Raw genomic sequence first — 13,221 nt, forward strand, 5'->3', positions numbered from 1 at the left:
ATCATGCGGAGAACCTTACTTGCAACAACGCTGCTGGCCACGCAGGCCGGGGCCGATACCTCGGTGCTGACCGTCTATGCAGGCGACTATTTTACGTCGGAATGGGGCCCGGGCCCCAAGATCGAAGCGGGTTTCGAAGAGATCTGCAACTGCGACCTGCAATTCTCCACGGGCGATCTGCTGCCGCGGCTTTTGCTCGAAGGCGAGCGGACCAAGGCAGATGTGGTGATCGGCCTGACCTCTGACGTGACCGCCAAGGCACGCGCCACAGGCCTCTTTGCACCGCATGGGCAGGATAATGCTGCCCTGACGCTGCCGATTGATTGGGCCGATGACACCTTCCTGCCCTTCAACTACGGGCACACTGCCTTCATCTACAATGAAACCATGATGGATGCCCCGCCCGCCAGCTTTGATGCGCTGCTGGAGATGGACGACGACGTCAAACTGGTCATCCAGGACCCGCGCACCTCGATCTCGGGCCTGGCGCTCGTACTCTGGGTCGAGGCGGTCTACGGCGATAAATCCGCGGATGTCTGGGCCAAACTCGCGCCCAAAATCCTGACCGTGACCAAGGACTGGTCCGCCAGCTACGGCATGTTCACCGATGGTGAGGTGGATATGGTGCTGAGTTACACGACATCCCCCGCCTATCACATGTTTGCCGAAGAGGATTTCACGAAAAAGGCGGCGATCTTCCCGGAAGGTCACTACTTCATGGTTGAAACCGTGGGCAAGATTGCCAAGACCGACGCGCCGGAACTGGCAGACGCCTTCATGGCCTATGTGCTCTCCACGGATTTTCAGCAAATGATCCCGACGGCCAACTGGTCCTTGCCTTCGGCCCTGCCCGAAGATCAGTGGCCAGAGGGGTGGGCACAACTGCCGCTGCCGGAAAAGGTCCTCTTCTACTCGGAAGAAGAAGCTGAAAGTCGCAAAGATCAGGCCATCGAGACATGGCGCACCGCGCTCAGCCAGTAATCGGCACCACAGGGATCGTCGCCGGCGGCTTTGTCGTTGCAGTGGTCGTGCTGTCCTTTGTCGGGCTGGGGCTGCGCGCCGAAGTGGGCCGTGGGCTTGGCCCGTCGGAATGGGCGGCGATCCGGTTCACGGTGGTCCAATCGGCATGGTCGGCGGTGATCTCCGTCATCTGTGCAATCCCGCTGGCCCGCGCACTGGCCCGCCGCCGGTTCTGGGGGCGGGGGGCGCTGATCACGCTTCTGGGCGCGCCCTTCATCTTGCCAGTCATTGTGGCGGTCCTTGGCCTTCTCACCGTCTTTGGCCGGACCGGGTGGGTGAATGAGGTGCTGGGAGTCCTTGGGCTTCCTGGCCTGTCGATTTACGGGCTGCATGGCGTGGTACTGGCCCATGTTTTCTTCAACCTGCCGCTGGCCACGCGCCTTTTGTTGCAAGGATGGCAAAGCATCCCTGCGGAACGGTTCCGCCTTGCCGCCCAGCTTGATCTGCCGCCGGCGATGATCCGTCGTACGCTGGAATACCCCCTGTTGCTGCAGGTTGTGCCCGGTGCGGCGGCCCTGATCTTCGTGATCTGCCTGACCAGCTTTGCCGTGGCGCTGACGCTCGGCGGGGGCCCGCGTGCCACCACCATTGAGCTGGCCATCTACCAGGCCTTTCGCTTCGATTTCGACCTCGCCCGCGCGTCGTTGCTTTCCATCATCCAGCTGGTGCTGGCGGGGAGTGCGGCGCTGATCGCGCTTTGGATCATTCCGGACTTCCCGCTGACCGCCGGGCTGGATCGAAAGCTGCGCCGCTGGGATGCGCGCGGCGGGGTGCAACGGGCGTTGGACACGGGCATCATCGCCTTGGGCAGCGCCTTTCTGCTGTTGCCCTTGATGGCCATTCTATTGGCGGGTCTGCAGGGACTGCCAGAGATGCCCTCGGTTGTCTGGAAGACGGCAGGCAATTCACTGGGCGTCGCGGTGTTGAGCATCGCGGTGCTGCTGGCGATTGCCCTGCCCATGGCGGGCTGGATCAGTACGCGGCGGGCAGGGGGGGCGGAAGCGATTGGCCTGATTGGTCTCTCCGCCTCACCGCTGATGATCGGCACCGGCTGGTTCATTCTGATCAATCCGGTTGCCGACCCGGTGCCGCTGGCTTTGCCGGTTACCGCGCTGATCAATGCGCTGATGGCTCTGCCTTTCGCGCTGCGCATCCTCGTGCCGCCCCTGCGCGATGTGCTGACAACCTATGACCGCTTGACCCGGTCACTGGGTCTGCAAGGTTGGCCTGCGTGGCGCTGGCTGGTGCTGCCGCGCTTGCGCGCACAGATCGGATTTGCAGCGGGCCTGACCGGCGCGCTGTCGGTTGGGGATCTGGGGGTCATTGCCCTCTTTGCTGACCCGGATCGCGCGACCTTGCCATTACAGATGTATCGCCTGATGGGGGCTTACAGGACCGAGGCGGCTGCCGGGGCGGCGCTGCTGTTGCTTGCCATGGCGCTGGGGCTTTTCTGGATATGCGACAAAGGAGGCCGCTGGGGTGCTGAGGCTTGAAAGCATAAGGATCGCCCAGGGCGATTTCGCGCTAGAGGCGGATTTCGAGATCACGCCGGGACGCAAGACTGCGGTGATTGGCCCCTCCGGCGCGGGTAAATCGACCTTGCTGGGCGCTACCGGGGGCTTTCTGCCGCTCGCGTCGGGGCGGCTGTGGTGGCAAGACCGGGATATCACCCACACGCCACCGGGGCAGCGGCCCATTGCGATGCTGTTTCAGGATAACAATCTCTTTCCGCATCTCAGTATTGCGCAGAATATCGGCTTGGGCATCCGGCCTGATCTGAAGCTGACGCCGGAAGACCAGGCGCGTGTTGATCTTGCACTGGAGCGGGTCGGTCTGGGGGGCATGTCCGCGCGTAGACCGGGGGAATTGTCGGGTGGCCAGCAAAGCCGCGCCGCCCTTGCGCGGGTGCTGGTTCAGGATCGCCCGGTGATCCTGCTGGATGAACCCTTTGCCGCCCTCGGCCCTGCACTCCGGCAGGAAATGCTCGATCTGGTGCAGGAATTGAGCGCGGAGGCAGAGGCGACGTTGCTCATGGTCACTCACGACCCCGCAGACGTGCGGCGGATCGTGGATGATGTGATTTTTGTTGAAGGTGGGCGGGCTGCGGCCCCACAACCCGCCAAGTCGCTTTTGGAGGATCCACCCCCCGCCTTGCGCGCCTATTTGGGATAGAGTCGTCTGCTGTCAGGCGCCACCGCCCGGCACATGTGCCGGGCAGCGCCCGTGCCCCTTCGATGGGGGCAAGGGCGCTTCTCTCCCCCGACATTGTGCGCGGTCTGACGTCTTAGGCCGCGTCTGCTCGCAGCGCTGCACGGGCCTTCAGGATCCCAAGTGCGGCCTCTGCGGCCTCGCGCCCCTTCTGGAGGAAATGCGCACGATAGATAGCATTGTGGTGTTCGGTCTCCTGATACTGATGCGGGGTCAGCGAGACCGACAGCACGGGCACGCCGGTATCGAGGCCCACGCGCATCAGACCATCGACGACGGATTGGGCCACGAAATCGTGGCGATAAATGCCGCCGTCCACGACGAAGGCCGCACAGACAACAGCGGCATAGGTCCCGGTGAGGGCCAGGTCGCGCGCCATCAGCGGCATCTCGAACGCGCCCGGCACGTCGAAGACATCGACCTGTGCGGGGGGCATGGTCTGGGTAAAACTGTCATAGGCGCGGTCCACGATATCGGCGTGCCACTGCGCTTTGACAAAGGCGAAACGGGTGTGTGTCATGTTGATCTCCTTTAGGTTCAGACACGTCCACCCAAGGCGATCACACGCACGACCACATGACCTACCCGGCCACGCCGCCCGCGTGCATTCTCTTTCATCCGGACTGTAACCGTCGGCTCTGGCCTCTCACCAGATCTGCTGGACCAAGGGATTTCCGTAGGAAACCCGATGCGCTCGCGGGCTCAAAGGTAAAATCCTTCATACCGCCGGTGGGGAATTCCACCCCGCCCTGAGAATGCGCCGAGCTTGCCAATATGTCGGAAAGCCTGCAAGAGGAATCATACCCTCTTCGAAGGCCGGAGCACATGCACCCCAATCCCGTTTTTCATACCCATGAAGAAGCCGAGAACCTCGCCTATGCCCGTGATCGCGCCTTTGGCATTCTGGCGGTCGGCGGGGCAGAGGGGCCATGGATGTCGCACATCCCTTTCCTGCTGGAGGAGGCGGGCGACACGCTGTGGCTGCACTTGCTGCGGTCCAATCCGATTGCGCGCGCGTTGAAAGACGGACCTGCCGCTGCCCGCATCGCGGTGTCTGGCCCTGACAGCTATGTGTCGCCGGACTGGTACGACGTCGCCGATCAGGTGCCCACATGGAACTATGTGGCCGTGCATCTGACTGGCACATTGGAGCTGCGCCCGCAGGATGAATTGCACGATCTGCTTGATCGCCAGTCCGCATTTTTCGAAGACCGCCTCTTGCCCAAAACGCCGTGGACGCCGTCGAAAATGTCTGAGGGTGTGATGGAGCGGATGATGCGCGCGATCGTGCCCTGCCGGATGCGCGTGACCAGCGTGGACGGCACATGGAAGCTCAACCAGAACAAGCCCGACGACGTACGGATGCATGCGGCCGATTATGTAGAAGCCTGCGGCATCGGGACCGACCTGACCGTTCTGGCGGCCTTGATGCGCGGGGCCAATGGACAGGGCGCATAGCTCTGCTAGGGTCCGCATAACCGGAAAAGGATAGGCTCATGAAACTCTTTCATTCCCCCGCATCACCATTTGTGCGCAAGGTCGTTGTTCTGGTGCACGAGTTGGACAAGGCGGATGAGGTCGAGCTGGCAGGTGTGACATCGACGGCCTTTGCCTCAGACGACGCTCTGGCCGCTAGTAATCCGCTGGCCAAACTGCCCGCGCTGGTCCGTGATAACGGCACCACGCTCTATGACAGCCGGGTGATCACCGCCTTCCTAAACGATCTCTATGGCGGCAAGATGTATCCTGTGGGCAGCTCCCGCTGGGAAACCCTGACGCTTGAGGCGACAGGGGATGGCATCATGGATTGCGCCGTCTCCATGGCCTATGAGATGCGCCTGCGCCCGGAAGAGATGCAGTATGGCGACTGGATCGAAGCACAGTGGGCCAAGGTGGCGCGTGCGATATCCGTGCTGAACGCCCGCTGGATGAGCCATCTGTCAGGACCCATCGACATGGGACATATTTCGGTTGCCTGTGCCCTGTCGTACGTCGATTTTCGCCATGGCGCGCGCAATTGGCAGGCTGGCAATGAGGCTCTGGCAGCCTGGCATGCACAGTTTGATTCGCGGGCGTCCATGCAGGCGACCCAGCCGCCTGCGGGCTGAAATCTTGTGGGGATTAACGACTTTCGTGGAAGATAAGCCTAAAAAACGCTGAAAGTGGTTGCGCCTGCGACCCTTTGCGCGGTTTTGATTACTGGACGCCACGGAAGCACGGCGCTACATACCCGCTGGAGAAAGGCTGTGCTTTGCGCGGCCAAACGGATTATTGGCCGGTCCCCGGCCCTGGAAATGGAGCAAAGCCGTGTCCCACGCAGAAGATCACGAAGGCACCCGGAGGGATTTCCTTTACTATGCCACAGGCGGCGCCGGCGTTATCGCCACAGGTGCAGCTGTCTGGCCGCTGGTCAATCAGATGAACCCTTCCGCTGACGTGCGTGCCCTTTCCTCGATCCGTGTCGATGTGAGCGAGGTCGAGCCCGGCACGCAGCTGACCGTGAAATGGCTCGGCAAGCCGGTGTTCATTCGTCGCCGGACCGAAGAGGAAATCTCGGCCGCGCGCGATGTCGAGCTGAGCGATCTGCCGGATCAGGGCGCCGAGAACGCGAACATCGCTGCGGACGCAGATGCGTCGGACGAAAACCGTGCACTGGATGAAACTGGTGAATGGCTGGTGATGATGGGTGTGTGTACGCACCTTGGCTGCGTGCCTCTGGGCGACGCCGGCGATTTTGGCGGTTGGTTCTGCCCCTGCCACGGGTCGCACTACGACACCGCAGGCCGTATCCGTAAAGGCCCGGCACCAACGAACCTGCCGGTACCAACAGCAGAATTCGTGGATGAAACCACGATCAAACTCGGTTAAGGGAGAAACCTGATGGCTGGAATTCCTCACGACCATTACGAGCCAAAATCCGGCGGTGAAAAGTGGCTGCACAGCCGCCTGCCGATTGTCGGGCTCATGTATGATACATTGATGATCCCCACACCGAAGAACCTGAACTGGATGTGGATCTGGGGCATCGTTCTGACCTTCGTGCTGGTGCTGCAGATCGTGACCGGCATCGTGCTGGTGATGCACTACACCCCACATGTCGACCTCGCGTTCTCGTCCGTTGAGCACATCATGCGCAACGTGAACGGCGGCTATATGCTGCGGTATATGCACCAGAATGGCGCCTCCCTGTTCTTTGTGGCGGTTTATGCGCACATCCTGCGCGGTCTTTATTACGGGTCTTACAAGTCGCCCCGCGAGATCACGTGGATCATCGGAATGCTGATCTACCTGATGATGATGGGCACAGCCTTCATGGGCTACGTACTGCCCTGGGGGCAGATGTCCTTCTGGGGTGCGACCGTGATCACCGGCCTCTTCGGTGCCATCCCGTTCATCGGCGAAGCCTTGCAAACGTGGCTCTTGGGTGGGCCAGCGGTGGACAATGCCACGCTGAACCGCTTCTTCTCGCTGCACTACCTGCTGCCCTTCGTGATCCTCGGCCTCGTCGTCGTTCACATCTGGGCTTTCCACACCACCGGCAACAACAACCCGACCGGGGTCGAGGTGCGCCGTACGTCGAAGGAAGAAGCCGAGAAAGATACCTTGCCGTTCTGGCCCTACTTCGTGATCAAGGATCTCTTTGCCCTGGCGGTTATTCTGGCGGTGTTCTTCGCTGTTGTCGGTTTCATGCCGAACTACCTCGGGCACCCGGATAACTACATCGAAGCGAACCCTCTGGCGACGCCGGCACACATCGTGCCCGAATGGTACTTCCTGCCGTTCTACGCGATCCTGCGGGCCTTTGATGATACAGTCTGGGCAGTGCAGTTCGCCTCCTTCATCACCGGTGGGATCATCGACGCCAAGTTCTTCGGTGTGCTGGCGATGTTCGGCTCGATCGCCGTCATGGCGCTTGTGCCTTGGCTGGATACCTCTTCGGTACGTTCCGCACGGTATCGGCCGATGCTGAAGTGGTGGTTCTGGCTGTTTGTCGTGAACTTCTTCGTCCTGATGTGGGTGGGTGCGATGCCTGCCGAGGGTATCTACCCGATCATCGCTCTGATTGGCTCAGCCTATTGGTTCTCGTACTTCCTGATCATCTTGCCGCTTCTTGGCGTGATCGAGAAACCGGTCGCGCAACCGGCCACCATCGAAGAAGACTTCACCTCGCATTATCCGAAGTCTTCGGACGCCACGCCTGCTGAATAAAGGACCAAAGATCATGTTCAGAACTCTTACTCTTAGTGCTGTGGCGGCCTTCGGTCTGGCCACAGCCGGTCTGGCGGCTGGCGCCTATGACACGCATATCGAAGACTTCGATTTCTCGTTCGAGGGTCCGTTTGGCACATATGACCAAAACCAGCTGCAACGCGGTCTGCAGGTCTATACGGAAGTCTGTGCTGCCTGCCACGGATTGAAATTCGTGCCGATCCGGTCGTTGGCTGAAGAGGGCGGCCCCTCGCTGCCTGCGGACCAGGTGCGCGCTTATGCGGAAAACTTTGAGGTCTTTGATCCCGAACTGGATGATTTTCGGCCCGCAAGACCTTCAGATCACTTTCCCGCGTCTGGCCTGGAAAACGCACCGGACCTGAGCCTGATGGCAAAGGCACGTGCTGGCTTTCACGGACCCTATGGTCTGGGGATCAACCAGTTCTTCAAAGGCATCGGCGGACCTGAATACATTGCCTCTCTGCTGACCGGGTACACTGGTGAGGAGAAAGAAGAAGCAGGTGTGATCCTCTATGAGAACAAAGCCTTCCCCGGAGGATGGATTTCCATGGCACCGCCGCTTTATGGCGAGGATGTCGAATTTGCCGATGGACATGAGAACGACCTTCATCACATCTCTGAGGATGTTTCGGCCTTCCTGATGTGGACGGCGGAGCCAAAGATGATGGCACGCAAGCAAGCGGGTTTTGCGGGCGTGTTGTTGCTGACACTACTGTCTGTCCTGCTCTACCTGACCAACAAACGTCTCTGGGCGCCGGTTAAGGGCAAGGACATCGGCTAACGTCGACTGCCTGACTTACGGACGTTAAAAAACCCCCCGTGCGAGATCGCGCGGGGGGTTTTCCGTCTGCACCTTCACTGGGAAGGCTAATGACAGACCCTGGGGAGAGTCAGAATTGGGTGGTCCGAAGTCTCACAGCTAGTTGGCAGCTGAACGCGTCTTTCGCCGTGATCTCATTCCTGTCCCGTACCGTTGAATTCTTTCCGTACCTACTGTGTGCCCCGCAATTCAGAGCAGTTACTCGCTACCGGTCACCACTAATAAGTTAACAATACATTAATCGGGAATCGCTGTATGTGAACTGGATCACATTGGGCGATTTCGGCCTGGGATTTGTTGTGCGGTTGCGTCCGGGAAAACGCACCCAGCCGGGCCTGTGTCACCGCAGATCCCATCTTGATTGTCAGTGTTACAGCCATTTCAACCTCACCACTCTCAGAAGCGACGGTGAAATTTTTCGACCATGGACTGGGCCGCGCGAAATTCGCGGTCCGCCTCTACCAGCCAGGCAAGCATTATCCTGACTGGAGACGTCGAAGGCGTAACCTTCGCACGATCGGTCTGTTTTTCACTGCGGCGTGTCATCTGAAAGCCCCTTTTTGCCGTACACCCCCGGAGTCCCGGCGGTGTCAGATCAGGACCTTCTGTCCCAACCTGCCCTCAAGATGCAGCAAAATCGAATCGGGGTCTGTGAAGCCGTTCACATGGGACGATTAAATCTGATGGAGATCTGCCATGACCTGCAAAGCGTCCCGGTCAAGCACCCGCACGCCGCCGCGCGAGGCTTCGATCACCCCGGCGCGTTTCCACAGGGACAGGGTCTTGGAAACGGCTTCGCGGGTGGCACCGACAAATTCGGCCAGTTCCGATTGCGACAGAGGCAGGATGGTCAGTTGCCTTGATCCGTCCACCGTAAGATAGAGGATCTTCCGGGCCAGTCGCGCGGGCATTGGCAGGAATACCTGTTCGTTGAGTTGGCTGCTCATCCATCGCATCCGTTCCCCGGCCAGTTGGATCATGTCGATGCCCAGATCGGGCGCCTTGCGGATCGCGCGCAGCATATCGGCGTTTTTGACGCCGCGCAGGCGCGTGGGCTCCAGAGCGGTCACCGTGGCGGTGCGCGTGCCGGGGTCAAAAAGAGCGATCTCGCCAAAGAGCGCCCCGGGCCGCATCACGTCCAGCGATAGCTTACGCCCCTCGCGGGACAGCACGCTGAATTCAAGGGAGCCTGAAACGATGGCGTAGAGCGTATCGCCGATATCGCCCTGCTCAAACAGAACCTCGCCTTCGGCCAGGGACACTTCGGTCGCGACAGAGGCCATCAGGTCGGACAAGTCCTGAGACGCATGGGCCAGGAACCCGGTTTTTGGCAATGTGACTGTGTCCATCGAGGTCTCTTTCTTTCCTGACGCCTGGTGTTCAGAACAGCCAAGCGTACCTTGCCACGTGGAGCCTTTCAATCAAAACGGGAGCCCCCGTCAATGATGAAAATGCTGTTCCTGCGGGTTTGATGTGAATGATCGATCCGTGCTGGTCACACGCGACAAAAGCCCCCAATCCGGGTGTCAAAAGTTGCCCCAAACCCGGAAAGTGCGCCACGCAATGCATCATTGGACGGGCCGTAGACTGTAAAGCGCTCCGGCGCGAAGGTGGCCAGAAACCGTTCCGCAAAATGTGCCCCGAAGTTTTGCAAGTGAAGCAGTGCGGCATCGTTGTCTGCGTAGCGCTCCAGCACTGTGCACCGGGTCTCATCCTCCGTCAGATGATAGTCATAGACCAGCGCACCGGGCTCATTGGCCTGCGTCGCGGCAACCATTTCGTCAATCAATGGCTGGACACCATCATACATGCCGTCCTGGATGGTCATTTCCAGGACCCATTCAATGTGATCTTCCAATACACCTCTCCCACAAGGTGTTCCCAGAGTAGCGAGCATCCCGGCGTGTTGTCACGAGAATTCTAGTGTCGCAGAGAGCCGGATGTCCGGATCAGGCCAGGAGCGCGTCCGTGCTGTGATCGGTGATTGTCAGCGTCACGATGCTCCCTTCGACCTGCGGAGTTGCGACCTCGACCGGGCAGAATTGTTCGGTGCGCCCCATGGTTGGGCTTTCCATCAGCACGTGATGTTGTCGGTTGGTCTGGCTTTGCAGGTGACGCTGGACCTGCGCCGCGCCAGCCGCCCGCAGGCGCGCGGCACGTTGCTTGATCACGGTTCCGTCAACCGCGGGCATGCGCGCGGCGGGTGTGCCGGGACGGGCGGAGTAGGGGAAGACGTGCAACCACGTCAGATCGCATTCGCTCACCAGCGCCAGTGAATTCTGGAACATCGCTTCTGTCTCGGTCGGAAAGCCCGCAATGATATCCGCCCCAAAGGTCATATCGGGGCGCAGCTTGTGTGCCTCTTCGGCAAAGCGGATTGCGTCATCCCGCAGGTGTCGCCGCTTCATCCGTTTCAGGATCATATCGTCCCCATGCTGCAGGGAAAGGTGCAGGTGCGGCATCAGGCGCGGCTCGGCGGCGATGGCCATCATGAGGTTCTCGTCCACCTCGATGCTGTCGATGGAACTGATCCTCAGGCGGGGCAGATCCGGCACAAGGCGCAGGATGCGCATGACCAGATCCCCCAGTTTCGGCGTGGCGGGCAGATCTGCCCCCCAGCTCGTCAGATCCACGCCGGTCAGGACAACCTCGTTGTAACCCTTATCGACCAGCCGCTTGATCTGATCGACCACCACGCCAGCAGGCACCGACCGCGAATTGCCGCGTCCGTAGGGGATGATGCAGAAGGTGCAGCGGTGATCGCAGCCGTTCTGGACCTGCACGTAAGCGCGGCTGCGTGTGCCGAAGCCGTCGATCAGGTGGCCAGCCGTTTCGGTCACCGACATGATGTCGTCGACCTGCAGAGCTTCAGTCTCGCCAATGAAATCCGCCGCCAGCGATTGCCAGGTCGCGCCCTGCATCTTCTCGGTATTTCCGATCACCGCATCGACCTCGGGCATCTGCGCAAAGGTCTCCGGTTCGGTTTGCGCGGCACACCCCGTGACGATCAGCCGGGCGTCAGGATGAGCGCGACGCAGCTTGCGAATGTCCTGACGGGCCTTGCGCACAGCCTCTGCCGTCACGGCGCAGGTGTTCACAACAACGGCATCGCTCAAACCAGCGGCGGAGGCGAGCTCCTTCATGGCCTCAGTTTCATAGGCATTCAAGCGGCAACCCATGGTGGAGAAAACGGGTGCGTTCATGATAGGGAGGCCAGGAATTCCGGGGTCAAAACCCCGCTGAAAACATGTGTTGTGGGCCCGGTCATCCAGACACCGTCGTCGCGCCAATCGATATGGAGGGTGCCGCCATCGAGATCGACCCGCACCGAGCGCCCTGTCAACCCGCGGCGGGCCGCCGCGACCGCTGTGGCGCAGCTTGACGAACCCGACGCCAGGGTGATGCCGACGCCACGCTCCCAGACGCGCATGCGAATGTGGTCGGGGCCTACCAGCTGCGCCACCTGTACATTGGTGCGTTCGGGATAGAGCGGGTGGTGTTCATGCGCGGCGCCGAAAGTGGCCAGATCGATAAGCTCTGCATCCTCGACAAAGAAGGTGCAATGCGGATTGCCCATGCCCGTGGCGACCGGCGCACCATCCATCGGTAAGGAGAGCGTATCCATCGCCCGTGCGAGGGGCACATCCGCCCACTCCAGCTGCGGGTGCCCCATGTTCACCGAGGTCAGGCCATCGCCCATGTCCTGCGCCTCCAGCGGGCCGCGCTCGGTTATCAGACGCAACCTGTCCTGACCGGTTTCCCGCATGACATGATGGGCAACACAGCGGGTGGCATTTCCGCAGGCGGCGGCCCCCGATCCATCGGCGTTGAAAAAGGTCAGATGCAGCGCGTCGGCACCGTTTGTCATCACCGCGAGCTGGTCAAATCCGACCCCGCGATGCCGGTCGCCGAGCGCCCGCGCGAGTTCTGGCGTGACGTCGATTTCCTGCGCGCGTGCGTCCAGCACGACAAAGTCGTTGCCAAGCCCGTGCATCTTCATGAAGGGCAATCCGGTATGATCATCGTTGCGCATTTCGGCCATATAAGCTGATGCTGCAAAACTATCCAGTATGTCCTTGCCAAAACACCAAATAAGGGCTTGACCCTCCCCCGGCGCCTTTCTAAGTAAGCGCCCTAGTGGGCCGTTAGCTCAGTTGGTAGAGCAACTGACTTTTAATCAGTGGGTCGCAGGTTCGAATCCTGCACGGCTCACCACTTAACAAAATACTAGATGTGATCAGTCGGTCCTTTTGGACTCTGGCGTCACGTTGCTGTCCTTTCCACTCATACTTTTTGTCCTTTTGAACGTTGTCTGTTTGAAGGATCCTGATTCTCGAACGTCTTCACCCTCATCCAAAGGCTCATCGTTGCCCGGATGATCAGCAGAGCATCTTCAGAACAGAAGACAGTAGGGAATAGTTGCGCCGAAAATTCAGGTGTGCATCAGCTGCCAAGCCAGATCAGGTCAAAGGGATCGGGCGCTGTTCCTCAATCGCTTCCATCGCGAAGTACGAGGTCACGGTTTCCAGTTCGACCGCATCAATCAGACGTTTGTACACGTGGTCATATCCATGCATGTCCTGCGTCACGATCTTGAGCAGATAGTCGTATTCACCGCCGATACGAAAGAAGTCGATGACCTCGGGAATCGTCGATACATGCTTACGAAATTGCTTTAGCCAGCTGGCGGAATGGTGGCGCGTTTTCACCATGACAAAGACCACCAGACCCATGCCCAATTGTGCGCGATCCAAAACAACGGTGCGCTTGGCAAGGACACCGTTGGCTTCCAGGGCCTTCAGCCGCCTCCAGCACGCATTCTGCGAAAGTCCGATCCGATCACTTAGCGCCCGTTGCGATTGCCCGGAGTCCCGCTGCAGTTCTTCCAGAATGCGAAGGTCAATTTGATCTAATTTTATTGCCATTCATCAATCATTATCAAA

Annotated in this window: 14 protein-coding genes, 1 tRNA gene and 1 riboswitch; of the genes, 9 read left to right on the forward strand and 6 right to left on the reverse strand. The window is 60.0% G+C overall.

The annotated features are described in order from the left end of the window. The first annotated feature begins 3 nt into the window (after positions 1-3). From Q1A07_RS10425 to Q1A07_RS10435, 3 genes are read left to right on the forward strand one after another with little or no spacing between them, the layout of a single operon-like run. A complete protein-coding gene (locus tag Q1A07_RS10425) occupies positions 4-981 on the forward strand; it encodes a thiamine ABC transporter substrate binding subunit (RefSeq protein ID WP_299780427.1) in 978 nt (325 codons plus the stop codon). Further along, positions 957-2,513, forward strand: a complete 1,557-nt coding sequence (locus Q1A07_RS10430; protein ID WP_299780429.1) for a thiamine/thiamine pyrophosphate ABC transporter permease ThiP — start codon at positions 957-959, stop codon at positions 2,511-2,513. The genes Q1A07_RS10425 and Q1A07_RS10430 overlap by 25 nt, the downstream gene beginning before the upstream one ends. Beyond that, on the forward strand, positions 2,500-3,192 hold the full coding sequence (locus tag Q1A07_RS10435; protein WP_299780431.1) for an ATP-binding cassette domain-containing protein: 693 nt from the start codon (positions 2,500-2,502) through the stop codon (positions 3,190-3,192). Before Q1A07_RS10430 ends, Q1A07_RS10435 begins: the two co-directional genes overlap by 14 nt. Before the next feature lie 112 nt (positions 3,193-3,304). Here Q1A07_RS10435 and Q1A07_RS10440 read toward each other — a convergent pair whose 3' ends face one another. Next, a complete protein-coding gene (locus Q1A07_RS10440; RefSeq protein WP_299780433.1) occupies positions 3,305-3,748 on the reverse strand; it encodes a 6,7-dimethyl-8-ribityllumazine synthase in 444 nt (147 codons plus the stop codon). Between the two features lie 82 nt (positions 3,749-3,830). Next, positions 3,831-3,989, reverse strand: a riboswitch (FMN riboswitch). A 64-nt stretch (positions 3,990-4,053) separates the two neighbouring features. Here Q1A07_RS10440 and Q1A07_RS10445 point away from each other — a divergent pair. From Q1A07_RS10445 to Q1A07_RS10465, 5 genes are all read left to right on the forward strand, one after another. Next, positions 4,054-4,686 carry an FMN-binding negative transcriptional regulator gene (locus tag Q1A07_RS10445; protein WP_299780435.1) on the forward strand — a complete coding sequence of 211 codons (633 nt, stop codon included), beginning with the start codon at positions 4,054-4,056 and terminating at the stop codon, positions 4,684-4,686. 38 nt (positions 4,687-4,724) lie between these two features. Beyond that, positions 4,725-5,336, forward strand: a complete 612-nt coding sequence (locus tag Q1A07_RS10450; RefSeq protein WP_299780437.1) for a glutathione S-transferase — start codon at positions 4,725-4,727, stop codon at positions 5,334-5,336. Positions 5,337-5,535: 199 nt separating this feature from the next. After that, positions 5,536-6,096: a ubiquinol-cytochrome c reductase iron-sulfur subunit gene (gene petA, locus Q1A07_RS10455; RefSeq protein WP_195821297.1), complete on the forward strand. Its 561-nt coding sequence runs from the start codon at positions 5,536-5,538 to the stop codon at positions 6,094-6,096. A gap of 12 nt (positions 6,097-6,108) precedes the next feature. Further along, positions 6,109-7,437 (forward strand): cytochrome b, encoded by a 1,329-nt coding sequence (gene petB, locus Q1A07_RS10460; protein WP_299780440.1) that lies wholly within the window; start codon positions 6,109-6,111, stop codon positions 7,435-7,437. Between the two features lie 13 nt (positions 7,438-7,450). Further along, positions 7,451-8,239, forward strand: coding sequence for a cytochrome c1 (locus Q1A07_RS10465; protein WP_299780442.1), 789 nt, complete (start codon positions 7,451-7,453; stop codon positions 8,237-8,239). A 713-nt stretch (positions 8,240-8,952) separates the two neighbouring features. Here Q1A07_RS10465 and Q1A07_RS10470 read toward each other — a convergent pair. From Q1A07_RS10470 to dapF, 4 genes are all read right to left on the reverse strand, one after another. Next, complete coding sequence (locus Q1A07_RS10470; RefSeq protein WP_299780444.1) at positions 8,953-9,627, reverse strand: Crp/Fnr family transcriptional regulator; 675 nt, start codon at positions 9,625-9,627, stop codon at positions 8,953-8,955. 146 nt (positions 9,628-9,773) lie between these two features. Beyond that, the gene (locus tag Q1A07_RS10475) at positions 9,774-10,136 is read right to left on the reverse strand and encodes an antibiotic biosynthesis monooxygenase (protein ID WP_299780446.1); all 363 of its coding nucleotides are present in this window, start codon (positions 10,134-10,136) and stop codon (positions 9,774-9,776) included. Between the two features lie 91 nt (positions 10,137-10,227). Next, the gene (gene mtaB, locus Q1A07_RS10480) at positions 10,228-11,481 is read right to left on the reverse strand and encodes a tRNA (N(6)-L-threonylcarbamoyladenosine(37)-C(2))-methylthiotransferase MtaB (protein WP_299780448.1); all 1,254 of its coding nucleotides are present in this window, start codon (positions 11,479-11,481) and stop codon (positions 10,228-10,230) included. Beyond that, positions 11,478-12,311, reverse strand: coding sequence for a diaminopimelate epimerase (gene dapF / locus Q1A07_RS10485; protein ID WP_299780450.1), 834 nt, complete (start codon positions 12,309-12,311; stop codon positions 11,478-11,480). Before dapF ends, mtaB begins: the two co-directional genes overlap by 4 nt. 106 nt (positions 12,312-12,417) lie before the next feature. Between dapF and Q1A07_RS10490 the strand changes: the two genes are divergently transcribed. Beyond that, positions 12,418-12,493: transfer RNA gene (locus Q1A07_RS10490), tRNA-Lys, on the forward strand. A gap of 245 nt (positions 12,494-12,738) precedes the next feature. Here the strand turns inward: Q1A07_RS10490 and Q1A07_RS10495 are convergent. After that, a complete protein-coding gene (locus tag Q1A07_RS10495) occupies positions 12,739-13,203 on the reverse strand; it encodes an Lrp/AsnC family transcriptional regulator (RefSeq protein ID WP_299780452.1) in 465 nt (154 codons plus the stop codon). Between the last annotated feature and the right edge of the window lie 18 nt (positions 13,204-13,221).

The sequence above is a fragment of the uncultured Roseobacter sp. genome (assembly GCF_947492555.1).
Classification (GTDB): Bacteria; Pseudomonadota; Alphaproteobacteria; order Rhodobacterales; family Rhodobacteraceae; genus Roseobacter.

Coding starts and splice junctions, on each gene's coding strand:
- dapF (WP_299780450.1), bottom strand. CDS start 12,311: ATGCGCAACGATGATCATACCGGATTGCCCTTCATGAAGATGCACGGG.
- Q1A07_RS10430 (WP_299780429.1), top strand. CDS start 957: ATGGCGCACCGCGCTCAGCCAGTAATCGGCACCACAGGGATCGTCGCC.
- petB (WP_299780440.1), top strand. CDS start 6,109: ATGGCTGGAATTCCTCACGACCATTACGAGCCAAAATCCGGCGGTGAA.
- Q1A07_RS10495 (WP_299780452.1), bottom strand. CDS start 13,203: ATGGCAATAAAATTAGATCAAATTGACCTTCGCATTCTGGAAGAACTG.
- mtaB (WP_299780448.1), bottom strand. CDS start 11,481: ATGAACGCACCCGTTTTCTCCACCATGGGTTGCCGCTTGAATGCCTAT.
- Q1A07_RS10445 (WP_299780435.1), top strand. CDS start 4,054: ATGCACCCCAATCCCGTTTTTCATACCCATGAAGAAGCCGAGAACCTC.
- Q1A07_RS10450 (WP_299780437.1), top strand. CDS start 4,725: ATGAAACTCTTTCATTCCCCCGCATCACCATTTGTGCGCAAGGTCGTT.
- Q1A07_RS10440 (WP_299780433.1), bottom strand. CDS start 3,748: ATGACACACACCCGTTTCGCCTTTGTCAAAGCGCAGTGGCACGCCGAT.
- Q1A07_RS10465 (WP_299780442.1), top strand. CDS start 7,451: ATGTTCAGAACTCTTACTCTTAGTGCTGTGGCGGCCTTCGGTCTGGCC.
- Q1A07_RS10425 (WP_299780427.1), top strand. CDS start 4: ATGCGGAGAACCTTACTTGCAACAACGCTGCTGGCCACGCAGGCCGGG.
- Q1A07_RS10470 (WP_299780444.1), bottom strand. CDS start 9,627: ATGGACACAGTCACATTGCCAAAAACCGGGTTCCTGGCCCATGCGTCT.